This is a genomic window from Streptomyces sp. NBC_00376, from assembly GCF_036077095.1.
Taxonomy (GTDB): Bacteria; Actinomycetota; Actinomycetes; order Streptomycetales; family Streptomycetaceae; genus Streptomyces.
The window spans coordinates 8605897-8630668 of sequence record NZ_CP107960.1 but is presented as its reverse complement, the minus strand read 5'-3'; the positions used below and the strand labels follow the sequence as shown (position 1 = coordinate 8630668).

The window sequence follows — 24772 nt, the reverse complement described above, 5'->3', positions numbered from 1 at the left end:
ACATGCGCAACGATGACGACATGGCCGTCCTGCTGTCGACACCTGTGGACGCCGGCACTCTCCGTCGCCTCCACCGCCGTCTGGAGCAGGCCGCGGAGCAAGCCGACCTGATCGATGTCGCTTACACGACCATCGACTCGCCCGTCGGCAAGCTGCTGCTCGCCGCCACCCCGAAGGGGCTGGTCCGTGTGGCGTACGCCGGCGAGGACCACGACCGGGTCCTGGAAGCCCTCGGCCACAAGCTCAGCCCGCGGATCCTGCGCGCCCCGAAGCGGCTGGAAGAGGCGGCTCGCGAGATCGACGAGTACTTCGCCCGCCGCCGCCGGGTCTTCGACCTGACGCTGGACCTGTCCCTGTCGCACGGGTTCCGGCGCCTGGTGCAGACGCATCTGCCCGAGATCGGGTACGGCCAGACCCGCAGCTACCGCGACATGGCCGAGCTCGTCGGCAACCCCAAGGCCGTCCGGGCGGTGGGCACCGCCTGCGCGACCAACCCGCTGCCGATCGTCGTCCCGTGCCACCGCGTGCTGCGCACCGACGGCACCCTCGGCGGCTACATCGGCGGACTCGCCGCCAAGACCACGCTGCTGGACCTGGAGGCCGCCGCATGAGCACCACGACAGCGACCAGGAAGAAGACGGATCGCTGGCACCAGCGTGTCGAGTCCGGTGACTGGAAGGCGATCACTGCGGAGGTCGACGAGTACGGCGGCGCGCTGCTGCCGCAGTTGCTGACCCCTGAGGAGACCGTGGAGATCAGGGAGCTGTACGAGCAGGACGGCCTGTTCCGCAGCACCGTCGACATGGGCCGGCACCGCTTCGGTGAGGGCCAGTACCGGTACTTCAACGCGCCGTACCCGCAGCCGGTCGAACGGCTCAAGCAGGCGCTGTACCCGAGGCTGCTGCCCATCGCCCGCGACTGGTGGACCAAACTCCGCAGGCCCGCGCCGTGGCCGGACTCACTCGATGAGTGGCTGCAGATGTGCCACGACGCCGGCCAGACGAAGTCCACGGCGATCCTGCTCCGTCACAGGGAGAGGGACTGGAATGCTCTGCACCGCGACCTGTACGGCGACCTCGTGTTTCCCGCTGCAGGTCGTGATCAACCTCAACGAGCCCGGTGTGGATCACGCGGGCGGCGAGTTCCTGCTCCTGGAACAGCGCCCGCGCGCCCAGTCCCGGGGCACGTCCACGCTGCTGCCGCACGGCCACGGGTACCTGTTCACCACCCGCGACCGGCCGGTCAAGTCCGCCCGCGGATGGTCCGCCATCCGGTCCGGCGAACGTCACACCCTTGCCCTCGTCTTCCACGACGCCGCATGAACGACGCGATGAACACCTACACCCTTCTCGGGGCCGACGGCCGTCCCTACCGGTCGCCGGTGAAGGGAGAGTGGGGCGGCCACCGTGGCTCGAAGGTCTACGGACGGCTCGACTGCCCTGCAGCGCGGCGGGCCATCGCCCGCGGCGGCTACGTGAGGCACCGGGTCTTCTTCGCCGACGAGGCCACGGCGGTCGCCGCCGGGTTCCGCCCTTGCGGCGCCTGCTGCAAGGACCGCTATCAGCGGTGGAAGACCGCCCGAGAGAACGGCCGATCATGGACCCCCTGACCAGCCCCCTGCTGAAGAGGCCGGCGAGCTACGACGCAGACCTGACGGCCACGGACGCCGAGGTCGCGGCCATCGTCCACCTGGCTCGCGACCGCCGGGCCCACACCATCGTGATCGGCTCCGGCCGCACCCCGCACGCACGGGAGACCTCACGCCTGATCGAATCGGCCTGGGATAGCGCGGGAGGCGCAACCCTCGGCACGATCACCTGGCCCGAGACCGGGGCCTCCTGGCTGCGTCACGCGTCACGTTTCGCCGCCGCCAACCCCGACCTGTGGGTGATGGCCGGCCCGGCGACCGGCTGGGCGCAGATGACCCGGCGGCTGCTGTGGTCGACCCCGTGGCGTCCCGAGCGCACACTGGCGACCGTCGCGATCGGCGATCCGCGCACGCTCGCGCTCGTCGGCCTGATCAATCTGAACGGCCTGGCCGGCGCGACCGCCCACGGCACCACCTGGCTCGTCGAGGACGACTCCCTCCAGCACCCCACCCACACGGAGGACCGGCCATGACAGCACTGTTCACTCCACAACTGCCCGAGCGCAACGCGGGAGAGATCACCCCGGGCGCCACCCACCTCCCGAACTGGCTGCCCCTGGAACAGCAGAAATGGATCGCGGACCGGTTCCACGAGTGGGTGCGAGGTCCTGTTCCCCTGCGCGCCGCAACGGTCCGCGGACACCAGATGTCCGTGCGCACCGTATGCCTGGGCTGGCACTGGCAGCCGTACCAGTACACGAGAGCGGCCACCGACGTGAACGGAGCCCGTGTCCTCCCGTTCCCCGACTGGATGATCCGGCTGGGACGCCACGCCCTTCAGGCCACCGGACACGACACGGCCACGATCGGCTCGTACACGCCCGACACCGCGCTGGTGAACCACTACGACACCAGTGCCCGCCTGGGCATGCACCAGGACAAGGACGAGGAATCCCGTGCCCCGGTCGTGTCGCTGTCCATCGGCGACACCTGCACGTTCCGCTTCGGCAACACCGAAAGCCGCAAAAAACCCTATACGGACCTGCTGCTGGCCTCCGGTGACCTCTTCGTCTTCGGAGGACCCGCCCGCCTCGCCTACCACGGTGTCACCAAGGTGCACCAGGACACCGCCCCCGCAGGGTGCGGCATCAGCAGCGGCCGGATCAACATCACGATGCGCATGACAGGGCTCAACGGGTAATCGCATGACACAGAAAGCCACCACCACCGACCCCGGCGTCGTCGTCGGAGAGGACGGACTCGCCCGGCCCGCATGGGCGGCCGTCGACCCCCTGCTGCGTGACTACTACGACGGTGAATGGGGCATGCCGGTCACCGACGAACACGGCGTCTACGAGCGCGTCAGCCTCGAAGGATTCCAGGCGGGCCTGTCCTGGGCGACGATCCTGCGCAAACGACCCGCATTCCGCACGGCGTTCAACAACTTCGATCCGGACGTGATCGCCGCGTACACCGAGACCGACGTCGAACGGCTGATGGCCGACGCCGGCATCGTACGCAACCGGCAGAAGATCCAGGGGACCATCGCCAACGCCCGCGCCACCATCAGACTGCGCGAGGACATGGGCCTGGCCGGCCTGGTGTGGTCCTTCCAGCCCGAGACCACCCCCCGCCCCCAGGTCTTCGCGGAGATCCCCACGAAGTCCGCCGAGTCCATCGCACTGTCGAAGGAACTACGACGGCGCGGATTCGCCTTCGTCGGCCCGACCACCATGTATGCGCTCATGGAGGCGATCGGCATCATCGACACCCACCTGCTGGACTCGCACCGGCGCGGCAGCTCCGGAATCTGGACGTCGTGACCCTGCTCCGCCTCTTCCCCCAAGGCCCCACCGACCCTGAGACCGCGCTGCGGATGCTGGCCGCCCACTCGATCCCAGGAGCCGAAGAAGCAGACATCCCGAGCCGCACCTACACCCGGCTCCTGCCCCACGCAGGAGCGTCCGTGCGGGTGACAGTGACCTTCACTGAGAACCAGGTCGCCGTCGACCTGCCCGACGAGATCCCCGACCCCGACGGCCTGGCGGTGCCGATACGCCGCTGGCTGGACCTCGACTCCGACACCACGCGGATCGCCGACGCCCTCGCCGCGGACCCGCTGATCCGGCCGCTGGTCGAGCACCGGCCCGGCATCCGGCTCATCGGCTACCCCGACGAGTTCGAAGCGGTGACCGCGACGGTCGTCGGCCAGCAGGTCTCGCTCGCCGCGGCCCGCACCTTCATGGGCAGGCTCGTCGCCGCCTACGGGACGCCGGCAGCCGGGCTGAAAGCTCTCCCCGCACCGCAAGATCTCGCGGTGATCCCCGACGCGGAACTCCAGGCGGCCATCGGTCTCACCGGCGCACGAACCCGCACCCTTCGGGCCGTCGCCCAGAAGTGGGCGGACGGATTCACCCTCGCGCACCTCACCGCCGACGAGGCGCGCCGAGCCCTGCTCGCGCTCCCCGGCATCGGTCCCTGGACCGTGGACTACCTCACCGTGCGCGCACTGCAGCACCCCGACACCTTCGCCCCCGGCGCCCTGGTCGCCCGCAGGGCACTCGGATCCATCACCGCCGACCAGGCCCGGATCACCGCTGAGAGGTGGGCGCCATGGCGCTCCTACGCGCTCATGCACCTGTGGGCGGACGCCGCTTACGCAGCGCCCAAGCGGGGAGGAACGCACGCCTGAAGCCAGATCCGGATCTCACGCTTCTACGCGAACCGACGTCTTCCTCATGCCGGGAGGCAATCGCCCGGCGCCGCTGACCTCAGTCAGCTCAGCGTGCCCGTGGCCGTCACGCGCCCGACGGCCATGGGCACCGCCGCTACAAGAGGCGTGCAGGAGGAAAAGAATGGCCGATCGACAGGGCAAGAAGTACGACCTGACCGATTTCGATGCCGAAAAATACGGGGCGGAGACGCAGCGCGCGACCGCTGCCATGCGCTCCTTCCCGAACCTCTCAGAGGAAAGAGCCCGGTCGGCCCAGCTCGGCAGTGCGGTCGGAGATCTTCTCCAGTCCGCCATGTTCTTCGATGGAATCGACGTGATGCCCTTCACGATCCGCAACGAAAGCCTCGTCGCCGTAGCGTGCCAGGGTAACGAAAGGGTCGGCCTCTCGGTCATCGACCCGACCGGCGACGCTGCTCGCGATGTCGTGACCTGGATGGAGCCCACCCAGGAGACATGGGTGGCGCACGTGCTCAAGATCGAGCTTCTGCGCAACGCCCGCGCGGCGGGCATCGACTACGTGATCGTCCAAGGCGGCACAGCGACAGAGGCCATCTACGAGGCCCTCGGCCTGCACTCCATCGAGGCAGCCGCCTGACCGGAGGCTCCCGCCGCGCAGCCTTTGCCCACACCTCTCTCGCCACCGGCCAGTTCACCGGCCTTGCCGCGGCCGGCCGTGAGAGCACCACGGCCATGAAGACCCATTCATTTCATGCCATCCGCAGAGCCGACGTCCATGCGCTCTGAACTGCCTGAACTCGCTGAACGGTTCCGCACGCCCGCACCGCCAGTTCTTCAGTTCGATTCCATAAATCTTCACCGCCGATCTCACGTATCTGATCCGGCCAACGTCTTCGGAATGTCACCACGCCCGCTGGCGAATCGGTGACAACAACAGAAAGGACAAACCCATGTCGCTCGAGCAGAACAAGGCGATCGTCGGCCGGTGGTTCACTGAGTTCTGGGGCAACCCCTTCAACCCCGACATCATCGACGAGCTCGCCGCCCCGGACATCCGGTTCGAGTACTCGCTGCACAAGCCCATGCGAGGCCGAGACCAGGTGCGCGCCTTCGCGACCAACTTCCGCACCGCGTTCCCGGACCTCAACTTCTGGGGCACCGCGGACCTCATCGCCGAGGGCGACTACGTCGTCGGGCAGTGGGAGGGCGGCGGCACGCACACCGGGCCGATTGTCTTCGACGACCTTCCCATCGGCTCCGTACCGGCGACATCCGGCAAGACGCTCCGCTTCACCGGCAAGACGGTGCTCAAGGTCCAGGACGGTCTCATCGTCGAGGAGCTCGGACTCGACGACGGCGTGAAGGTCCTCCAGCAGCTCGGCATCATCCCGACCGCCTGAACCTGAGCGCCTGCATCCAGCAGCGAGCCGGAGGGGCCTGTTCTGCACGGCAGCCCCCTCCGACCGCCGCGCACGTCAAGCGCTAGTAGTGCTTGGTCATGTTGGTGCGGGGTCTGGCATGTTGCGGTGACAGGTGGGGCAGGCGCCGGTCCAGATCGCGAGGAGTATCTGCAGCTCGTGGACGACTCGGTAGAGGCTCAGGCCGACGCCGTCTCTTTTGGGGATCGGCTCAGTCGCTGCAGGGTGCAGAAGGCGTGGGCGACCGAGACGAGGGTGACGTGGTGGTGCCAGCCTGGCCAGGTTCGGCCTTCGAAGTGGGCCAGGCCCAGGGCCTGTTTCATCTCGCGGTAGTCGTTCTCGATGCGCCAGCGGAGCTTCGCGGTGCGCACGAGGACTGGCAACGGGGTGGTTGCGGGCAGGTTGGAGAGCCAGAACTGCACGGGCTCGTCCTGGTCGGCGGGCCATTCGGCCAGCAACCAGCGGACCGGAAGCTCGGTGGTGGCCGTGGCCTTGCGGATCTCGCGTCCGGCGGGCCGGATCCGCAGGGCCACGAAGCGCGAGTACATGCGTTTGTGCCCGCTGCGGCCACTGCCCGGCCGTGATCCCTCCCTCCACTGCACCGGCCGCGCGGAAGACTTTCCGGCCGCGATGACCAGGCTCTTCACCCTCCGGGCCGGCTCGGGGTAGGCAGGAACCGGCCGTCTGCCCCGGCCTGTGCAGGCCGGGGCAGACGGCTGTGCGTCCTCGGGCTGTGCGGTGGTCGAGGTCGAGATGCCCACCACGTAATCGAGACCGCGTTCTTCCAGGCCGAGCCGGAAGGCGGCGGTGTCACCATAGCCGCCGTCGGCGATGACCTGGGGCACCTCGATGCCCCAGGACCGCGTCTCGTCGATCATGTCGAGGGCCAGCTGCCACTTCTCGACATGGCCCACCTGGGCAGGGATGGCGCACTTGCCACGGCGGGCCACTTTGGCCTGATCGGCCTTCGGCGAGGCGGGATCCCAGCTCCCGGGCAGGAACAGACGCCAGTTCACCGCCGCCGAGGCGCCGTTGGAAGCCAGGTGCAGCGACACCCCGGCCTGGCAGTTGGTGACCTTGCCCGCAGTGCCGGTGTACTGCCGGGTCACACACGCCGACGCATCCCCGTCCTTGAGGAACCCGGTGTCATCGATGATCAACGCGGTGGGCTTGACGACCGGCTGCATACGCCAGGCCAGACGGGCCCGCACATGCGCCGCATCCCACGGGCTGGAGGTGATGAAGTGGGCCAGCGCCTGCCGGTTCCCGTCTTCGCCCAGGCGGGCGGCCATCGGTTCCACCGACTTGCGCCCGCCGTCCAGCAGCAGGCCCCGCAGATAGACCCCACCCCACCGACGCTGATCCGCTCGCGCGAACGGCTCGAACATCTCCGCCGCGAAGTCCTCCAGATCACACCGGACCGCAGCCAACTCCCCACTCAGCACGTCCTGTCAACGACACGACCCATCAAGAAGACACGCCATCGCAGACCGCACATGACCAAGCACTACTAGTGCCGGATCAGGCAACGTTTGCCCTGTTGACGACGGCGCGTAGGCGTTGGTCGTCGGCGTGACGGTTTCGCCAGATGATGTAGCGGCGGATCATGCTGCCCTGTTCCTTGTGGGCGGCATGGTCGGTGCCGTCGAGGGTGAAGTAGCGCAGGGCCGTGAACTGGGCCTCGATCCGGTTGAGCCATGAGGAGTTCGTCGGGGTGTAGGCGATCTCGACGTTGTTAGCCGCGGCCCAGGTGCCGACCCGTTGGCACCTCTTCGTGGTCAGATGCGGGGAAAAGTTGTCGCAGACGATCGCGATCCGCACCGTCGACGGGTACAGAGTGCGCAGGTAGCGGCAGAACTCGAGGAACTGCGTCCGCCTCTTGATCGGCTTGATGTGGCCGTAGAGCTTGTCCTTGGCCAGGTCCAGGGCGGCGAACAGGTGCCGCACTCCGCCGTAGCGGTTGTAGGTCGCCCGTCGCCGCCGGCGTGGTTCACGGTCGGGGCTCTTGTGCTTGCCGCCGCGTTCGGCCCACTGCCGGCCCGGGTGGGGCATCAGGTTGAGCGGCCCGAACTCGTCCATGCAGAAGATGACTTCGGGTTCGCCGTCCTCGGGTATGACCTCGCCGTCGGCGATGGCGTACAGGTGCTCGACGCGCGCTTTCTTGGCCGCGTAGTCCGGATCACGGGAGGTCTTCCAGGTCTTCAGGCGTTGAAAGGAGACTCCCTCCTCGCGGAGCAGGATGCGCAGGCCCTCGTGGCTGATGTCGTCGACCACCCCCTCGGCGACCAGGAAGTCCGCCAGCTTGGACAGGCTCCAGGTCGAGAACGGCAGGTCGTGCTCGGTGGGCTTGGACTTCGCGATCTTCTTGATCTCACGGCGCTCCGGCAGCGTGAACGTCTTCGGCCGACCACCGGCGTACTTCGGATACAGAGAGTCGAAGCCGTCGGCGTTGAAGTTGTGGATCACGTCCCGGACCCGGTCGTCGCTGGTGAACGACACCTCGGCGATCTTCGCCACCGGCATGCCCTGCGCGGAGAGCAGCACCATCTGGGCCCGCCGCCAGGTCACCACCGACCCGGTGCCTCTGCGGATAATCCGCAGCAGCCGCCGCCCGTCATCGTCATCGATCTCTCGGACACGCACTCGTTCTGCCACCCGGACAGAATGACGCCCACGCTCCGTCCACCACAGCACCCGGACGGCGCGTCACATCACAACAGGGCAAACGTTGCCGGTCACGGCACTACTGACTTCGGCTCGTCAGGGTGAACTTTCCCGAAGTCCCTGACAGGCTTGGTGTGGTGGCTGTATTCGATGGTGTGTGAGGTATTCGGATGGGGGCGGGCTGACCGTTGCGGGACGGGTGCGTCGGGAGTCGGTGCGGATGCAGGCGGCCGAGCTGTTCGAGCAGGAGGTCAAGCCACCGGAAGTGGCACGGCGTCTGCGGGTGAGTCTGAAGTCGGCTTATCAGTGGCACCAGTTGTGGCGCGAGGGCGGGGTCGGGGCGCTGTCGTCACGCGGTCCGAGTGGGTCGCGGTGCCGGCTGTCTCCGCGCTGCTTGGAGAAGCTCGCCGCGTATCTGGAGCAGGGTCCGGCCGCGCACGGCTGGGTGGAGGACCAGGTGTGGACCGCGGCGAGGGTGGCCATGCTGATCGGGCGGAAGTTCCACGTCTCGTACAGCGTCTCGGGCGCCACGAGGCTGATGCACCGGCTCGGCTTCAGCCCGCAGGTCCCCGCGCGCAGGGTGGCCGAGCGGGACGAGCAGGCCGTCACCGCATGGAAGGAGGCGACCTGGGCGGAGGTAAAAGGGCCCGGGCGGCCTGCGGGGGCTACATCTGCTTCGAGGACGAAGCAGGCTTCACCCGCCGACCGCCCCGAGGCCGGACCTGGGGACGACGCGGACACACCCCGGTCGTGACGGTGAGCGGACGCCGCTCGGGGCGGCTGTCGGTGGCCGGGCTGATTGCGATGCGGCCCGGCTCACGGACCCGGCTGTGCCACCGCCTGCGCACCCACCCCTCGGGCAAGGGCAAGCGCCGCAGCATGAGCGAGCGCGACTTCATCGCTCTGGTCGACGGCGTGCACCAGCTCGTCAAGGCGCCGATCGTGCTGGTCTGGGACCGCCTGAACACCCACGTCTCCCACGCCATGCGCGAGTTGATCGCCGAGCGAGCCTGGCTGACGGTGTTCCTGCTGCCCGCCTACTCGCCCGACCTCAACCCCGTCGAGTGGGTATGGGCGCACGTCAAACGCAGCCTGGCCAACCTCGCCGTCATGGCCCTCGACCGACTCGAGGCCCTCGTCCGCAACCGGCTCAAGCGCCTGCAGTACCGCCCCGACACCCTCGACGGCTTCATAGCCGGCACCGGCCTGACCCTCGACACCCTGACCTCACCCTGACGAGCCGAAGTCAGTAGTGCCGGATCAGGCAACGTTTGCCCTGTTGACGACGGCGCGTAGGCGTTGGTCGTCGGCGTGACGGTTTCGCCAGATGATGTAGCGGCGGATCATGCTGCCCTGTTCCTTGTGGGCGGCATGGTCGGTGCCGTCGAGGGTGAAGTAGCGCAGGGCCGTGAACTGGGCCTCGATCCGGTTGAGCCATGAGGAGTTCGTCGGGGTGTAGGCGATCTCGACGTTGTTAGCCGCGGCCCAGGTGCCGACCCGTTGGCACCTCTTCGTGGTCAGATGCGGGGAAAAGTTGTCGCAGACGATCGCGATCCGCACCGTCGACGGGTACAGAGTGCGCAGGTAGCGGCAGAACTCGAGGAACTGCGTCCGCCTCTTGATCGGCTTGATGTGGCCGTAGAGCTTGTCCTTGGCCAGGTCCAGGGCGGCGAACAGGTGCCGCACTCCGCCGTAGCGGTTGTAGGTCGCCCGTCGCCGCCGGCGTGGTTCACGGTCGGGGCTCTTGTGCTTGCCGCCGCGTTCGGCCCACTGCTGGCCCGGGTGGGGCATCAGGTTGAGCGGCCCGAACTCGTCCATGCAGAAGATGACTTCGGGTTCGCCGTCCTCGGGTATGACCTCGCCGTCGGCGATGGCGTACAGGTGCTCGACGCGCGCTTTCTTGGCCGCGTAGTCCGGATCACGGGAGGTCTTCCAGGTCTTCAGGCGTTGAAAGGAGACTCCCTCCTCGCGGAGCAGGATGCGCAGGCCCTCGTGGCTGATGTCGTCGACCACCCCCTCGGCGACCAGGAAGTCCGCCAGCTTGGACAGGCTCCAGGTCGAGAACGGCAGGTCGTGCTCGGTGGGCTTGGACTTCGCGATCTTCTTGATCTCACGGCGCTCCGGCAGCGTGAACGTCTTCGGCCGACCACCGGCGTACTTCGGATACAGAGAGTCGAAGCCGTCGGCGTTGAAGTTGTGGATCACGTCCCGGACCCGGTCGTCGCTGGTGAACGACACCTCGGCGATCTTCGCCACCGGCATGCCCTGCGCGGAGAGCAGCACCATCTGGGCCCGCCGCCAGGTCACCACCGACCCGGTGCCTCTGCGGATAATCCGCAGCAGCCGCCGCCCGTCATCGTCATCGATCTCTCGGACACGCACTCGTTCTGCCACCCGGACAGAATGACGCCCACGCTCCGTCCACCACAGCACCCGGACGGCGCGTCACATCACAACAGGGCAAACGTTGCCGGTCACGGCACTAGTACTGCAACGGTGTTTGCTGTGACGGGTAGGCAGGTCGATCGTTGGTGTTGTCATGGGTGGGGATCTTGCTGAGGTCAGGTCGTGGGCCGGTGAGTTGGGTGCGGTGCAAGGGCGGTTTCTTCACCGATTCGGCAGATCGGAGCCTCGTGAGTCAGCTCTTGCCTATATGCGGGGACTCGTAGCCCCGTTGCAGCGGAAGAACGGCTGGACGCTGGCCGAAGAAGCCGGCCACGCAGGTCCGGACCGCATCCACCGGCTGTTGAACCGGATCGAGTGGGACGCCGACGAGGTTCTGGACGATGTGCGTGACTACGTGGTCGAGCATCTCGGCGATCCTGGTGCGGTGCTGATCGTGGACGACACCGGCTTCCTGAAGAAGGGCACCGGTTCGGCCGGGGTGCAACGGCAGTACTCCGGCACCGCGGGCCGCACGGAGAACTGCCAGGTCGGTGTCTTCCTCGCCTATGCGGCCCCGCTCGGACGAACGCTGATCGACCGCCGTCTGTATCTGCCTGCCTCCTGGACGGACGACCGAGAGCGGTGCCGCCGGGCCGGCATTGACGACGAGGTCGGCTTCGCGACGAAGGTGGCGATGGCCAAGGAGATGGTCCGCCGCGCGATCGCCGGCAAGATCCCGTTCCGCTGGGTGACCGCAGATGCCGGCTACGGCTACAGCAAGGGCTGGCGCTCTGAGCTGGAACAGGCGGACGTCTTCCACGTCATGGCCACCACCCGCCACGACACGGTCGTCACCCGCTGGGCCATCGACCACCCCGTGAGCGATCTATTTCCCGCCCTGCCCCGGCAGAAATGGAAACGCCGCTCGTGCGGCCAGGGCTCCCACGGGCCCCGCGTCTATGACTGGGCACGCGTCGAAGTCCGCCCCTGGCACCGGCCCGACCGCCGGCATTGGGTGATCGCCCGTCGCAGCGTTGCCCGTCCCCAAGAGCTCTCCTACTACATCGCCTACGGCCCGGCCGACGCCACCCTGGACGAGCTGATCCACATCGCCGGGAGCCGCTGGGCGATCGAGGAATGCTTCCAGACCGCGAAGCAGGAGTGCGGCCTGGACGACTACCAGGTCCGCCGCTACCCCGGCTGGCACCGCCACATCACCCTGGCCATGGCCGCCCACGCCTGCCTCACCGTCCTGCGGGCCCGCCAGCTCGACACCGGGAAAGCAGAAACGGATCCTCCCAGCTCATCCACCTCAGCCTCGCCGAGATCAGACGCCTGATCCACCGCCTCACCAACCGACGGCACGCACCCGTCGACCACATCCTGCACTGGTCGACCTGGCGCCGAAAACGACAACACCAAGCCCGAACCAGCCACTACAAACAACGAGGCCACGCCCCACCGACTGACCACCCGTCACGACAAACACCGTTGCAGTACTAGGCACTGTTTCTCGGATCTCCTGACAGGACTGGGGTGTTGAGGTCAGGGTGGTGGGATGGGTCGTGGGGATCTGACGAATGCGGAGTGGGACCGGCTGGAGTCACTCCTGCCTCGTGGTGGTGGGCGCGGGGGTCGGTGGAGTGACCACCGTCGGGTGATCAACGGGGTTCTCTACCGAGTGCGGACGGGTGTCCAGTGGCGGGACCTGCCGGAGCGGTTTGGGCCGTGGGAGACCGTCTACAAACGGCATCGTCGCTGGTCAGCTGATGGAACCTGGAAGATGCTGCTGTCTCGCATCCAGGCCGCCGAGGATGCCGCGGGCCGGATCGACTGGCATGTGTCCGTGGACTCGACCGCCGTGCGAGCCCACCAGCACGCTGCCGGCGCGCGGAAGGCGTCGGCGGCCGAGGGTCCTCAAAAGGGGAACGTTCGGGGGACGAACCAGGTCGATCCGGTGCTGCGGAAACTGGCCGTCCAACTGGAGGAGGTGGTCGGATCGGCGAATGCCCGGGACGCTCCCGAGGCGGATTCACCACCAAGATCCACCTCGCCGCCGAGGGACGATGCCGCCCCCTCGCCTTCGTCCTGACACCCGGCCACTACGGCGACGGCCCCCAGCTCGAGGCCGTGCTGGAGGAGATCTCCGTGCCCCGCAGCGGAGTCGGGCGGCCCCGCACGGCCGCGGGGGTGCCTACGGCACCACATGCTGGAACAACCGCCGGCGGGCTACCGACCCCAAGGAGGAGGCCTGCGGTCAGTAACCTTTACGGCGCTGTGCGTCGAACCGACGCAGCACCCGCACCAGACGCCACACTCCGGCCGCCGCTCCGAGCAGCGCACCCCCCACCAACGCGCCCTTCCCCGCTGGACCAGAGACGCCAAAAACCCAGCCCGGAGGCCGAGGCGGCCCGAAAGGCGGAAATCGAGCGGCTCTACGGCCCGCGCCGTGAGCGGGCCGTAGAAGGCCAAGACCGAGCCAGCCATGGCCGCGCAGCTGAAGTACCTCGCCACCCTGATGGAGAAAGTCGGCAAGAAACGGTTCGAGGCCGAGCGCGCCAAGGCGGCCAAGGAGACCGGCATGCTTGACGGCTGCGTCGATGTCAGGAGCCACTTGCAGCCGCGGTGGCACCCTGGAGGATGAGGTCGGCCACGGCGTCAGGGCGGGCGATGAGGGACACGTGGCAGGAGTCGATCTCCTTCGTGTGGGAGTGGGCCCGTTTGGCCTCGAAGCGCTCCTGCTGGGGACTGATGGTCATGTCCTGCCGTCCCACCAGGGCCCAGGATGGAATCTCCTTCCAGGCCGCAACCTTGGCCGTCTCGGAGAACGCGGTCGTGGCTGCCGGGCGCTGGGTGACACCCAACAGGTTCGCCTGGCTCTGCGGCAGGCAGTTGGCGAAGACCTGGTGGACCTTGTCCCGCTTGAGGTACAGGTCGGTGCCGCTGGCGTCGGCCGTCCGATACGGTACGGAGTTCGTGGCGGTGCCCAGGGCGGTGGGGAAGCGGGCGGACAGCGACATACCGCTCTCACCGACGTCGGGCATCTGCGCGTTGATGTAGATCAGGGATTTGACCTGGGAGTTTCTCGCTGCGGCAGTACTGATGACGGCACCGCCGTAGGAGTGACCGGCCAGTACGATCGGGCCTTTGATCGTCTTCAGGACGGAGGCGATGTATGCGGAATCGCTGTACAGGCCGCGCAGCGGGTTGGCCGGGGCCATCACGGTGTAACCGCGGCGCTGCAACCGCTCGATCACCCCGTTCCAGCTGGAGCTGTCCGCGAAGGCGCCGTGGATCAGGACGACGGTCGGCTTGGCGGCATTCGCACCGTCATTCGCTGCCACAGGGACCGTGGTCAGCGCGGACAGGGAGGCGACCGCGCACCCTGCCGTCGCCACGCGCAGCGCTCTGCTTCGGAGCAGTGAGCCGCGTATCGCGGGTACTGTCATGCCGACCTCCCTCGATAGGGCCTACGTCACCTCAGCGTTCACGTGGTAGACCGAACGGGCCAGGCAATGACATCCAATCGGGTGACTTTGGCACGGCATCGGAGTGACATCCCGCATCAGCCGTGGTCGCCCGAGCTGGGGTGGCCAGCGCACCCTCGGGGGCGCGTTTGTCGCGCAGGGGCTGTATTCCGTCGGCAGGCCGGGCAGTCGGAATTGGAGTGCCAGCCGAGCATGGTTGTGGCAGCGGGCGGACGAGCAGGGGCGGGCCGTGTCCTCGCCGCGGACCTCGAAGCCGTCGGTGCGTTTCTTTGACGAGTGAGGCATCAGCGGGGTCGGGGTGCCGTTTCGAGGCCCGCTCAGCCGCTTGTGGGTGTGTCAATTTAACGGCTCTGTTCCGTAGTCGGTGGTGACGACATGTGACGAGTCTCGTTGACATCACATGTGCGATGCCAACTCCCTTGTGGGAAAAGTGTTTTCGGGGCTCGCTGCGCTGGTCATCGAGGAGGTGGTGGATGGCGGTGAGGTGATCCGGATCGCGGCCCGGACCCGGGATGTTCCTTTGCCCTGCCCGGTGTGCGGGGTGCTGACGGGGAAGGTGCACGGGTACCACAGCCGGACCGTGGCGGATGTGCCGGTCGACGGCCGAAAGGTCGTGATCCACGTCCAGGTACGACGCTTGGTCTGCCCGGTCCTGGGATGCCGGCGGCAGACCTTCCGTGAACAGGTCCCCGGGCTGCTGGAGCGTCTCCAGCGCCGCACCACGCGTCTGACCGGCCAGGTCTCCGCGGTGGTGAAGGAGTTATGCGGCCGGGCGGCCGCCCGGCTCACACGGTCGCTGGCCGCGCCCGTGTCGTTCGCCACCGCCCTGCGGCTGCTGCGGCGCATCCCCGTACCAGCGGCACGGACCCCGCGAGTGGTCGGGGCCGACGACTTCGCCCTGCGCCGCCGACACCGGTACGCCACGATCATCATCGACGCCGAAACAAGCGCGCGCATCGACGTGCTGCCCGACCGCGAGGCCGCCGGGCTGGAAGCCTGGCTGCGCACGCATCCCGGCGTCGAGGTCGTGTGCCGGGACGGGTCGGCCACCTACGCCGAGGCGATCCGTCGGGCGCTGCCCGACGCGGTGCAGGTCAGCGACCGATGGCACCTGTGGCGGAATCTGTGCAACAAGGTCCTGGCCGAAGTGCGGGCCCACGCCCCCTGCGGGGCAACCGTGAATGCGCCCCGCCCCGGCGGGGTCCACGAGCAGACCACCCGCGAGCGCTGGCGCAAGGTCCACGACCTCCTCGGCCAGGGTGTCGGACTCCTGGAATGCTCCCGCCGCCTGAACCTGGCCCTGAACACCGTCAAGCGCTATTCCCGCATCCCCGAGCCGTCGGCCGAACGCATCACCCCTCGCTACCGGACCACCCTGGTCGACCCCTACCGCGAGCACCTGCGCACCCGGCGCGCGGCCGAGCCCGCGGTGACCGTCACGCAACTGTTCCGCGAGATCAAAGCCCAGGGCTATACCGGCAGCCACAACCTCCTGGTCCGCTACCTCACCCAGGGACGAGCCGAAGGCAACCGGCCGGTAACCACCCCACGCCACGCCACCCGGCTCCTGCTCACTCACCCCGAACACCTGTGGACCAAGGACACCGCCCTCCTGTCGACCCTCACCACCGCATGCCCCGAGATGGCCGAACTCGCCCGACTCGTCGCAGAGTTCGCCCAGCTGCTGACCCCGTCGAAGGGCAACGACACCCGGCTCACAAGTGGATCAGCGCCGCCCGTGTGGCCGGCCTGCCCCACCTGCACAGCTTCTGCAACGGCCTGGAACCCGACCGCGCCGCCGTCAACGTCGGCCTGACCCTGCGCTTCCACAACGGCCGCACCGAAGGCGTCAACACCCACACGAAGAGAATCATGCGCCAGATGCACGGCCGAGCAGGATTCGACCTCCTCCGCCACCGAATCCTTCTGTCGTGACAACAGAACGTCACCACCGACTACGGAACAGAGCCGTTAAATTGACACACCCCTCCAGCCATCGAGCGCGAGACTGACGTGGCCTGACAGGTGGGGACGAAGAAAGGTACGCGATTGGGGATCTAGGCACAATACCGGTGACTTTGTTGGTGGTGGGTCGTTGGGTGTGGTGTGCCAAGGCCTGGACAGGTGAAGTCGTCGGGTGAGCGGTTGTCGGACCGGATCGCTCTGGGTGTGCTGACGCGGGTGTTTCCGCCCGAGTTGGTGGATGAGGTGGTTGTTGGGTGTGGGCGTCTGGAACAGCGGTCGCGGCTGTTGCCGGCCCGGGTGGTGGTCTATTTCGTGCTCGCGATGTGTCTGTTCTCCGGGCAGGGCTATGAGGAGGTGGCCCGACTGCTGACGCAGGGGCTGGAGCGGGTGCGGCGGTGGGAGAAACCGTGGCAGGTGCCCACGACAGCGGCGATCGGCCGGGCCCGCCGGCGATTGGGGCCGGAGCCGTTGAAGGTGCTGTTCGCGCGAGTGTGCCGGCCGGTGGCCGCCCCGGACACTGCTGGTGCCTGGTATCGGCAGTGGCGTCTGGTTGCGGTGGACGGCACGGTCTTCGATGTGCCGGACACCGGGGCGAACAGCGATTTCTTCGGCCGGCCCGGCTCGGGCCGGGGACAGCAGCGCAGTGCCTACCCGCAGGTGAGGGTCGCTGCACTGGTGGAGTGCGGGACACACGCGGTGTTCGCCGCGGCGACCGGCCCGCTGTCGGTTCATGAACAGCAGTTGATTCCCGGCCTGCTGGGCCGGCTCGAGCCGGGAATGCTGCTGATGGCCGACCGCGGCATCACCGGCTTCGAGCTGTGGCGGGCCGCCTCGGACACGGGCGCGGACCTGTTGTGGCGCGTCCGGAAGAACATCGTGCTCCCGGTCCTCGAAGCCTTCGACGACGGCTCCTACCTGTCCGAGATCGTTGCGGCAGGCGACCGCAAGCACCGGGACCCGGTCCGGGTCCGCGTCATCGAGTACACCCTCGGCCGCGAGGACGACGACACGGTCTACCGGCTGATCACGACCATCTGTAACCCGCAGGAGGCCCCTGCGGCCGACCTGGCGGGCCTCTACCATCAACGCTGGGAGATCGAGAACACCCTGGACGAGATCAAGACCCATCAGGGCGGACACCGCCTCGTCCTCCGCTCCCAGTACCCCGATGGCGTCGAGCAGGAAATCTACGGTTTCCTTCTTGTCCACCACGCACTCCGGGACGTCATGCACCACACCGCTCACCAGGCCGGCCTCGACCCCGACAGACTGTCCTTCACCCGCACCCTTCGCATCGCTCGCCGCCACGTCACCGACCAGGCGGCACTTTCCCCCCTCACGACTCAGTCGAGCCCTGACCCACACCATCCGTGAGCTGCTGGAACGACTCCTGCCACCCCGCAGGCAACGCTCCAACCCCCGTGTCATCAAACGCAAGATGGCCAACTGGCACCTCAAACACACCCACCACCGCAACCCACCCCGACCACCCGCAGCAGCAATCACACTCATCCCGCCCACCAAACCCGCCAGCAGACGCCAGAAGAGCACCTAAATCACCGGTATTGGATCTAGGCACTGTTTCTTGGATCATGTTCGGAGCCAGATCGCGAGGGCCGCGAGGGTGACGGTGCCAAGGTAGATGTAGGCGCGTTTCTCGTAGCGGGTGGCGACCGCTCGGAAGCCCTTCAGCCGGTTGATGGCCCGTTCGACGGTGCTGCGTTTCTTGTAGCGCTCGCTGTCGAAGCCGGTGGGCCGGCCGCCTCGGGAGCCCCGATTCTGCCGGTGTTTCTGCTGGTCGAGGCGTTCGGGGATGGTGTGCTTAGTACTCCAGTCAGATTTCGTGTCCTGAGCTGGCTCTTTTCATGTAGTGGCATCGTTGGGCGATGGCTTGGTGGCGTCTGCGCCAGTGGGACCATCTCAGGGCATGCTGACGTTGGTTGAGTTTGGGTCTGGGGTGAGGCAGGAGAGCGTCCAGGAGCCGTCGGATTTCCGCCACGGTGAGGGAGACGAGGCTGGTCGGTTCGTTTCTGCGGTTTCCCGGTGGGCGGCTTGGGCGGCTTGGGCGGCCAGGGCGGTGAGGAAGGCATGGGCGAGCATGGCCAGGGTGATGTGCCGGTACCAGCCCGGATAGCGGCGGACCTCGTACTCGTCCAGGCCGCACTCGTTCTTCGCGGCCTGGAAGCATTCCTCGACCGCCCACCGACTGCCGGCGATCCGGGCGAGTTCGTCGATCTCGATGCCGACGGGTGCGTGGGCGAGGTAGTAGGCGATCTCGGTGGGATCGGACAGACTGCGGCGGGCCAGCACCCAGCGATGATGGGTTGGCGGATCCGGGTCGAAAATGATGTTGGCGGGCAGTTTCGCCGCGGCCCAGTCATAGACGCGTGGGCCCTTCGCTCCGTTGCCGCAGGACAGCTGCTGCCAGGCATCGGCGGGGGCTTCGTCAATGAGCTGGTCGATGCGCCAGCAGCCGGCCAGGGACTTGATCTGCTGGGACTTGGGCACCGCAACCACGTAGCCGATGTCGAGTTGCTCGAGCAGGCGTCGGAAGTTCCAGTCCTGCCCGTAAGCCTCGTCCGCGGTCACCCAGGCGGCCGGCAGGCCTGCGGCCAGGCAGCGGCGCACGACTTCCCGGGCAAGCTCCCCCTTGGTGGCAAAGCCGCGTTCATCAGGGATTTTCGCTGCCCGGCACCGATCACGGTCGGAGGTCCAGGATTTCGGCAGGTAGAGCTCCCGGTCAACCAGAGCCCGGCCCGAGCTGGTGGCGTAGGCGGCGAACACGCCGATCTGGCAGTTGTCGATCTTCCCCGAGGTGCCGGTGTACTGCCGGCCCACCCCGGCCGAGGTGGTGCCCTTCTTGACGAACCCGGTGTCATCGATGATCAGCACCCCGCCCGGACCGAGCCGCTCGGCGGCGTAGTCCCGCACGTCGTCGCGAACGGCATCGGCATCCCAGCGGGCACCGTTCAGCAGGTGTTGCAGGCCCGCCGGATCACGGTGGCCAGCCCATTCGGCCAGCTGCCAGCCGTTCTTCCGCCCGACCGGCGCCAGCAGACCCCGCACGTAGTCACGCATCCGCCACCGCAGATCCGCCCGCCCGAACCGGCCCGCCACCCGGGCGAAGGCCGACTCCAACTCGGCCTTCCAGCCATCGGCTTCAGGTATCACGTTCATACCCGAACAACGACAACCAGCAGCTCAGGACACGAAATCTGACTGGAGTATTAGTACTCCAGTCAGATTTCGTGTCCTGAGCTGGCTCTTTTCATGTAGTGGCATCGTTGGGCGATGGCTTGGTGGCGTCTGCGCCAGTGGGACCATCTCAGGGCATGCTGACGTTGGTTGAGTTTGGGTCTGGGGTGAGGCAGGAGAGCGTCCAGGAGCCGTCGGATTTCCGCCACGGTGAGGGAGACGAGGCTGGTCGGTTCGTTTCTGCGGTTTCCCGGTGGGCGGCTTGGGCGGCTTGGGCGGCCAGGGCGGTGAGGAAGGCATGGGCGAGCATGGCCAGGGTGATGTGCCGGTACCAGCCCGGATAGCGGCGGACCTCGTACTCGTCCAGGCCGCACTCGTTCTTCGCGGCCTGGAAGCATTCCTCGACCGCCCACCGACTGCCGGCGATCCGGGCGAGTTCGTCGATCTCGATGCCGACGGGTGCGTGGGCGAGGTAGTAGGCGATCTCGGTGGGATCGGACAGACTGCGGCGGGCCAGCACCCAGCGATGATGGGTTGGCGGATCCGGGTCGAAAATGATGTTGGCGGGCAGTTTCGCCGCGGCCCAGTCATAGACGCGTGGGCCCTTCGCTCCGTTGCCGCAGGACAGCTGCTGCCAGGCATCGGCGGGGGCTTCGTCAATGAGCTGGTCGATGCGCCAGCAGCCGGCCAGGGACTTGATCTGCTGGGACTTGGGCACCGCAACCACGTAGCCGATGTCGAGTTGCTCGAGCAGGCGTCGGAAGTTCCAGTCCTGCCCGTAAGCCTCGTCCGCGGTCACCCAGGCGGCCGGCAGGCCTGCGGCCAGGCAGCGGCGCACGACTTCCCGGGCAAGCTCCCCCTTGGTGGCAAAGCCGCGTTCATCAGGGATTTTCGCAGCCCGGCACCGATCACGGTCGGAGGTCCAGGATTTCGGCAGGTAGAGCTCCCGGTCAACCAGAGCCCGGCCCGAGCTGGTGGCGTAGGCGGCGAACACGCCGATCTGGCAGTTGTCGATCTTCCCCGAGGTGCCGGTGTACTGCCGGCCCACCCCGGCCGAGGTGGTGCCCTTCTTGACGAACCCGGTGTCATCGATGATCAGCACCCCGCCCGGACCGAGCCGCTCGGCGGCGTAGTCCCGCACGTCGTCGCGAACGGCATCGGCATCCCAGCGGGCACCGTTCAGCAGGTGTTGCAGGCCCGCCGGATCACGGTGGCCAGCCCATTCGGCCAGCTGCCAGCCGTTCTTCCGCCCGACCGGCGCCAGCAGACCCCGCACGTAGTCACGCATCCGCCACCGCAGATCCGCCCGCCCGAACCGGCCCGCCACCCGGGCGAAGGCCGACTCCAACTCGGCCTTCCAGCCATCGGCTTCAGGTATCACGTTCATACCCGAACAACGACAACCAGCAGCTCAGGACACGAAATCTGACTGGAGTATTAGACCGTGTCCTATGTGGTGATCACTCGTTGAGCTGTTCATGGGGCGGGATACGTGGAGTTGGATTGTTCCGGACGGGCTGTGGGAGATCGCGAAGCCGTTGATCCCACCATCGAGGGTGCGTCCGCAGGGCGGCGGGACGCAGGACACGCCTGATGAGACGCTGTTCGCGGCTATCGTCTACGTGCTGGTGAGCGGGTGTGCCTGGCGGGCTCTGCCTCCGTGTTTCGGGGTCTCGAAGTCGACTGCACACCGGCGCTTCGCCATCTGGTCCAGGGCCGGTGTCTGGGGCCGGCTGCACGAGGCGGTGCTCGACCGCATCGACGAGTGCGGCTTGCTCGACGTGACCCGCGTGGTCCTGGACTCCGCCCACGTACGGGCCAAAAAGGGGGCGAACTCACAGGCCCCAGCCCCGTGGACCGGGGTAAACCGGGTTCCAAGATGCACGTCCTGTCGGACGCGAACGGACTGCCCCTGGTCGTCGGCGTCTCCGCCGCCAACACCCACGACAGCCAGGGTCTGAAGCCCATGGTGGCCGGTCTCCAAACGAGACACGACCCTCACCGCATCTGGCACTACAGACCCGGCAAGCTTCACGCCGACAAGGCTTACGACATCCCCGACCTGCGGAAATGGCTGCGCGGTAAACGTATAGGCGTCCGCATAGCACGCAAAGGAATCGAATCCAGCGAACGGCTCGGACGCCGCAGATGGGTCATCGAACGCACCATGTCGTGGCTGACCGGCTACCGCCGACTCAACCACCGCTACGAACGCCACCCTCGCAACTACCTGGCCTTCCTCGGCCTCGCCGCCGCCCTCTGCTGCTACAAACGACTCGCCCGACTCACCACATAGGACACGGTCTTAATGCCGCGTCGTCGCAGGTGGCGACGGTTTCTTCGGGACGTGTAGGCCTTGTCCGCCAGGACGTGGTCTGGTCGGGTGCGGGGCCGCCCGACTCCGCTGCGGGGCACGGAGATCTCCTCCAGCACGGCCTCGAGCTGGGGGCCGACGCCGTAGTGGCCGGGTGTCAGGACGAAGGCGAGGGGGCGGCATCGTCCCTCGGCGGCGAGGTGGATCTTGGTGGTGAATCCGCCTCGGGAGCGTCCCTGGCATTCGCCGATCCGACCACCTCCTCCAGCCGGACGGCCAGTTTCCGCAGCACCGGATCGACCTGGTTCGTCCCCCGAACGTTCCCCTTTTGAGGACCCTCGGCCGCCGACGCCTTCCGCGCGCCGGCAGCGTGCTGGTGGGCTCGCACGGCGGTCGAGTCCACGGACACATCCCAGTCGATCCGGCCCGCGGCATCCTCGGCGGCCTGGATGCGAGACAGCAGCATCTTCCAGGTTCCATCAGCTGACCAGCGACGATGCCGTTTGTAGACGGTCTCCCACGGCCCAAACCGCTCCGGCAGGTCCCGCCACTGGACACCCGTCCGCACTCGGTAGAGAACCCCGTTGATCACCCGACGGTGGTCACTCCACCGACCCCCGCGCCCACCACCACGAGGCAGGAATGACTCCAGCCGATCCCACTCCGCATTCGTCAGATCCCCACGACCCAGCGCTCGCGCCCTGGCGCAAGTCCAGAGCGGTGCACGGCCTCGGAAAGATGCTGCCGGTCATCGCACTCGGCGTCGCTCCGGGCGGCGACTGCCGCCGTCTTCGGACCGGTCGCGTCCGATCAGACCGCCTCCCGTTTCCTCGACATGCTCGCCGCGGCCGGTCCCCACGCGCTCGCGGCCGTCCAGCGCGCGCGAAGTGAAGTCCGCGAGCGGGCCTGGCGCTTGGCGGGCCAGGCGGCCCCGAACGCGGGCGGCGAGGTGATCGTGGACATCGACGGAGTCCTGGTCCTCGCGCACTCGCAGAAGGAACACGCGGCCGCGACCCGGCGGAAGGCCTTCGGCCATCACCCGCTGTTCGCGTTCGTCGACCACGTCCGGGCAGGGTCCGGCGAGCCCGTCGGCGCTCTGCTGCGGCCGGGGGTCTTGTGAGTGGCCCACGGATGCCGGGCCGCCGCGCCAGGTTGGACTTTCGTCGTTGGCCGTCGCGACCAATGGCCGACTCGGAGCGGGTTGATAAGGTCTTAACGTAGCCGGGTGACTCGTGTGGAATCTACGGCCCTTAAAGCATCGGCTCGCCAGGCACTGGCGGCGAGGCTGCGTTCGGCGACCCCGCGGCTGGCTGCCCCGGGCAGGGCTCTCTTGGCTCCCGGAATGTGGTCTCCCTGGCGTATCGTGTGCGAATCGCTGCTGAGCGTAGCGTTCGGGCTGCTGGGAGCAGGTCTCGCGGCCCTGGACCACGGCGGCACCGTACGGATCGCTGCCGCCGGGCTGGCGATCGCAGGGCTGTCACTTTTGCGCCGGACGCTGCCCGCGACCGTGCTGCTGGTGACCGCCGTCGGCTCTGTCCTGTTCGGCGGTCTCGCTCCGTTGGTCCTTGTCGCCGCATGGTCGGCGGGGCGGCGGATCGACGGGGTCGGCAAGGCCGTCGGCACCTTCGCCCTCGCATACGTCCTCAACCTCGGCCTGGCAGTCGTACAGGCGCTGCCTCACCTCTCACTGCCCCGCTTGGTCTTCGATGTCCTGTGGCCGCTGGTCGCGATCACCGCGCCCGGCCTGGCCGGCCGCTACCGGGCGCAGCACCATACGCTGACCGACACGCTCCGGGAGTACGACGCCCAGCAGCAACGCGAGCGCGCGATGATCGCCGGACAGGCCCGGGCGCGGGAGCGTCAGCGCATTGCGCAGGACATGCACGACAGCCTCGGCCATCAGCTGGTGCTCATCTCGGTGCACGCGGGTGCGCTGGAGGTGGACCGCGAGCTGACCGGACGGCAGCGGGAGGCAGTGGGAGTGCTGCGCGAGGCGTCGGTGGCCGCGATGCACGAGCTGCGCGAGGTGGTACAGGTGATGCGGGACAACACGGAGGCCCCGCACGAGGACCGCACCACCCCAGGCGTCGCGGCTGCGGCGGCGGAGGACGCCACGGCGCTGTCGCGGGGGGTGGCGGGTATCGAGGGCCTGGTAGGAACGTCCCGGAGCGCGGGCGCGGCCGTGGAGCTGCGGCACTCCGGCGAGCCGTGCCCGCTTCCCCCGACCGCCGATCACGCGGCGTACCGCATCGTCCAGGAGGGCCTGACCAACGCCCACAAGCACGCCCCGGGCGCCCCGATCACCGTCGAGCTGCGGTATGAGCCGGACTCGCTGGTCGTGGAGGTCGCCAACGGACCCGCAACCGGGACGACGGACAACGGCCGGGGCGTGGTGAGCGGCGGCCAGGGGCTGACCGGGCTCGGTGAGCGGACCCGGCTCATCGGGGGCATGATGCACGCGGGCCCGACGGCGGGCGGAGGCTTCCGGCTGGCGGGCGTGCTGCCCTACACATCGCCGGAAGGCGGTGTCCCGAACCCCGCGCCCGGCATCGTGGCAACGACGTTCGTTGATCCAAGGCGCCTTTTGGCAGCAGACCCCGGGGGACTCCTTGGACGAGGGTGGTCCCGTCATGAACGGGAACGGTCTGAAGGAGCTGGCCAAAGCAATGAGCAGGAAGAACGGAAGCGGCATAGCCATCGGCTGCGGGCTGGCGGTACTGATCCCTCTGCTGCTGGTGATCGCCGCCGTCGGCGTCGGGGGATACGTCCTCCTGAACAAGGCGGAAAAGGCCAGGATCGAGCCGAAGCAGTACGACGCGGTGAAGGTGGGCCAGTCCGAGGCAGAGATCCGCAAGCAGTTGCCCAAGGAGAACTCCTTCGTGACCGACGGCCTGGAAATGGGTGCGCCGCCCGTGCCCAAGGGCGCGAAGTGCCTCAGCCTGACTTCCACGGAGTCCAGCAACGATCCGAATACGGAGCAGGTCTTCCGGTTCTGCTTCAAAGACGGCAAGTTGACCGAGAAGAAGTCCTTCGAGGTGAGGAACTGAGGAGTAGCGGGCGTTC

23 protein-coding genes and 7 pseudogenes are annotated in these 24772 nt (G+C 67.8%); 19 read left to right on the top strand and 11 right to left on the bottom strand.

Features of this window, described 5'->3' with window-relative positions; all coding sequences use genetic code 11:
- Positions 1-2 precede the first annotated feature (2 nt).
- From OG842_RS38755 to OG842_RS38715, 9 genes and pseudogenes are all read left to right on the top strand, one after another.
- Complete coding sequence (locus OG842_RS38755; protein ID WP_266737212.1) at positions 3-611, top strand: methylated-DNA--[protein]-cysteine S-methyltransferase; 609 nt, start codon at positions 3-5, stop codon at positions 609-611.
- Positions 608-1322: pseudogene (locus OG842_RS38750) on the top strand (2OG-Fe(II) oxygenase). The gene OG842_RS38755 and the pseudogene OG842_RS38750 overlap by 4 nt, the downstream one beginning before the upstream one ends.
- Entirely contained in the window at positions 1319-1609 is a 291-nt protein-coding gene (locus tag OG842_RS38745; RefSeq protein WP_266734183.1) for an Ada metal-binding domain-containing protein, read from the top strand. Before OG842_RS38750 ends, OG842_RS38745 begins: the two are co-directional and overlap by 4 nt.
- Positions 1597-2121: a hypothetical protein gene (locus tag OG842_RS38740; protein WP_266734184.1), complete on the top strand. Its 525-nt coding sequence runs from the start codon at positions 1597-1599 to the stop codon at positions 2119-2121. Before OG842_RS38745 ends, OG842_RS38740 begins: the two co-directional genes overlap by 13 nt.
- On the top strand, positions 2118-2789 hold the full coding sequence (locus OG842_RS38735; protein ID WP_266734186.1) for an alpha-ketoglutarate-dependent dioxygenase AlkB family protein: 672 nt from the start codon (positions 2118-2120) through the stop codon (positions 2787-2789). The genes OG842_RS38740 and OG842_RS38735 overlap by 4 nt, the downstream gene beginning before the upstream one ends.
- 4 nt (positions 2790-2793) lie before the next feature.
- The gene (locus tag OG842_RS38730; protein ID WP_266734188.1) at positions 2794-3411 is read left to right on the top strand and encodes a DNA-3-methyladenine glycosylase I; all 618 of its coding nucleotides are present in this window, start codon (positions 2794-2796) and stop codon (positions 3409-3411) included.
- On the top strand, positions 3408-4280 hold the full coding sequence (locus OG842_RS38725; RefSeq protein ID WP_266734189.1) for a DNA-3-methyladenine glycosylase family protein: 873 nt from the start codon (positions 3408-3410) through the stop codon (positions 4278-4280). Before OG842_RS38730 ends, OG842_RS38725 begins: the two co-directional genes overlap by 4 nt.
- A 163-nt stretch (positions 4281-4443) precedes the next feature.
- Entirely contained in the window at positions 4444-4917 is a 474-nt protein-coding gene (locus OG842_RS38720; protein WP_266734191.1) for a hypothetical protein, read from the top strand.
- A gap of 313 nt (positions 4918-5230) precedes the next feature.
- Positions 5231-5680, top strand: a complete 450-nt coding sequence (locus tag OG842_RS38715; protein WP_266734193.1) for an ester cyclase — start codon at positions 5231-5233, stop codon at positions 5678-5680.
- A gap of 197 nt (positions 5681-5877) precedes the next feature.
- On the opposite strand, the gene OG842_RS38710 is transcribed toward OG842_RS38715, so the two are convergent.
- Positions 5878-7143 carry an IS701 family transposase gene (locus tag OG842_RS38710; RefSeq protein WP_443064037.1) on the bottom strand — a complete coding sequence of 422 codons (1266 nt, stop codon included), beginning with the start codon at positions 7141-7143 and terminating at the stop codon, positions 5878-5880.
- A 76-nt stretch (positions 7144-7219) separates the two neighbouring features.
- Complete coding sequence (locus OG842_RS38705) at positions 7220-8353, bottom strand: IS630 family transposase (RefSeq protein WP_328512621.1); 1134 nt, start codon at positions 8351-8353, stop codon at positions 7220-7222.
- Between the two features lie 166 nt (positions 8354-8519).
- Between OG842_RS38705 and OG842_RS45350 the strand changes: the two genes are divergently transcribed.
- A protein-coding gene (locus OG842_RS45350) for an IS630 family transposase (RefSeq protein ID WP_434350968.1) occupies positions 8520-9598 on the top strand; the annotation gives its coding sequence in 2 pieces (ribosomal slippage) (positions 8520-9021 and positions 9021-9598; 1080 coding nt in all).
- Positions 9599-9622: 24 nt separating this feature from the next.
- Here OG842_RS45350 and OG842_RS38690 read toward each other — a convergent pair.
- A complete protein-coding gene (locus OG842_RS38690) occupies positions 9623-10756 on the bottom strand; it encodes an IS630 family transposase (protein WP_266734194.1) in 1134 nt (377 codons plus the stop codon).
- A gap of 145 nt (positions 10757-10901) precedes the next feature.
- Between OG842_RS38690 and OG842_RS38685 the strand changes: the two genes are divergently transcribed.
- Both OG842_RS38685 and OG842_RS38680 read left to right on the top strand, forming a co-directional pair.
- Positions 10902-12086, top strand: a complete 1185-nt coding sequence (locus tag OG842_RS38685) for an IS701 family transposase (protein WP_266726591.1) — start codon at positions 10902-10904, stop codon at positions 12084-12086.
- Positions 12087-12305: 219 nt separating this feature from the next.
- Entirely contained in the window at positions 12306-12839 is a 534-nt protein-coding gene (locus OG842_RS38680; protein ID WP_443064036.1) for an IS5 family transposase, read from the top strand.
- Positions 12840-13004: 165 nt separating this feature from the next.
- Here OG842_RS38680 and OG842_RS45345 read toward each other — a convergent pair.
- Positions 13005-13133, bottom strand: a pseudogene (locus OG842_RS45345) (DUF6332 family protein); the annotation flags it as partial.
- Between the two features lie 99 nt (positions 13134-13232).
- Here OG842_RS45345 and OG842_RS38675 point away from each other — a divergent pair.
- The gene (locus OG842_RS38675) at positions 13233-13391 is read left to right on the top strand and encodes a hypothetical protein (RefSeq protein WP_266737396.1); all 159 of its coding nucleotides are present in this window, start codon (positions 13233-13235) and stop codon (positions 13389-13391) included.
- Here the strand turns inward: OG842_RS38675 and OG842_RS38670 are convergent.
- Positions 13351-14196, bottom strand: coding sequence for an alpha/beta fold hydrolase (locus OG842_RS38670; RefSeq protein WP_266734195.1), 846 nt, complete (start codon positions 14194-14196; stop codon positions 13351-13353). The genes OG842_RS38675 and OG842_RS38670 overlap by 41 nt on opposite strands.
- A 439-nt stretch (positions 14197-14635) precedes the next feature.
- Here OG842_RS38670 and OG842_RS38665 point away from each other — a divergent pair.
- A pseudogene (locus tag OG842_RS38665) lies at positions 14636-16170 on the top strand (ISL3 family transposase).
- Between the two features lie 171 nt (positions 16171-16341).
- Positions 16342-17574, top strand: coding sequence for an IS4 family transposase (locus tag OG842_RS38660; RefSeq protein WP_328512620.1), 1233 nt, complete (start codon positions 16342-16344; stop codon positions 17572-17574).
- A gap of 216 nt (positions 17575-17790) precedes the next feature.
- On the opposite strand, the pseudogene OG842_RS38655 reads toward OG842_RS38660, so the two are convergent.
- The 3 genes and pseudogenes from OG842_RS38655 to OG842_RS38645 all read right to left on the bottom strand — a co-directional run.
- A pseudogene (locus OG842_RS38655) lies at positions 17791-18024 on the bottom strand (IS5/IS1182 family transposase); the annotation flags it as partial.
- 96 nt (positions 18025-18120) lie between these two features.
- Positions 18121-19377 (bottom strand): IS701 family transposase, encoded by a 1257-nt coding sequence (locus OG842_RS38650; protein WP_443064035.1) that lies wholly within the window; start codon positions 19375-19377, stop codon positions 18121-18123.
- A gap of 148 nt (positions 19378-19525) precedes the next feature.
- Positions 19526-20782 carry an IS701 family transposase gene (locus OG842_RS38645; RefSeq protein ID WP_443064035.1) on the bottom strand — a complete coding sequence of 419 codons (1257 nt, stop codon included), beginning with the start codon at positions 20780-20782 and terminating at the stop codon, positions 19526-19528.
- Between the two features lie 91 nt (positions 20783-20873).
- Between OG842_RS38645 and OG842_RS38640 the strand changes: the two genes are divergently transcribed.
- A protein-coding gene (locus OG842_RS38640) for an IS5 family transposase (protein ID WP_266734197.1) occupies positions 20874-21691 on the top strand; the annotation gives its coding sequence in 2 pieces (ribosomal slippage) (positions 20874-21216 and positions 21216-21691; 819 coding nt in all).
- 8 nt (positions 21692-21699) lie between these two features.
- Here OG842_RS38640 and OG842_RS45340 read toward each other — a convergent pair.
- A pseudogene (locus tag OG842_RS45340) lies at positions 21700-21954 on the bottom strand (transposase); the annotation flags it as partial.
- A complete protein-coding gene (locus OG842_RS38635) occupies positions 21867-22400 on the bottom strand; it encodes an IS5 family transposase (protein WP_443064081.1) in 534 nt (177 codons plus the stop codon). The gene OG842_RS38635 and the pseudogene OG842_RS45340, both read right to left, overlap by 88 nt.
- Between OG842_RS38635 and OG842_RS38630 the strand changes: the two are divergent.
- Positions 22400-22820 (top strand): annotated as a pseudogene (locus OG842_RS38630) (transposase); the annotation flags it as partial. The gene OG842_RS38635 and the pseudogene OG842_RS38630 sit on opposite strands and share 1 nt — an antisense overlap.
- Positions 22821-23393: 573 nt before the next feature.
- Here the strand turns inward: OG842_RS38630 and OG842_RS38625 are convergent.
- Positions 23394-23609 (bottom strand): hypothetical protein, encoded by a 216-nt coding sequence (locus OG842_RS38625; protein ID WP_266737398.1) that lies wholly within the window; start codon positions 23607-23609, stop codon positions 23394-23396.
- Between OG842_RS38625 and OG842_RS38620 the strand changes: the two are divergent.
- Both OG842_RS38620 and OG842_RS38615 read left to right on the top strand, forming a co-directional pair.
- Positions 23538-23699 (top strand): annotated as a pseudogene (locus OG842_RS38620) (histidine kinase); the annotation flags it as partial. The gene OG842_RS38625 and the pseudogene OG842_RS38620 sit on opposite strands and share 72 nt — an antisense overlap.
- A 640-nt stretch (positions 23700-24339) precedes the next feature.
- On the top strand, positions 24340-24756 hold the full coding sequence (locus OG842_RS38615) for a hypothetical protein (protein WP_266737400.1): 417 nt from the start codon (positions 24340-24342) through the stop codon (positions 24754-24756).
- Positions 24757-24772 lie beyond the last annotated feature (16 nt).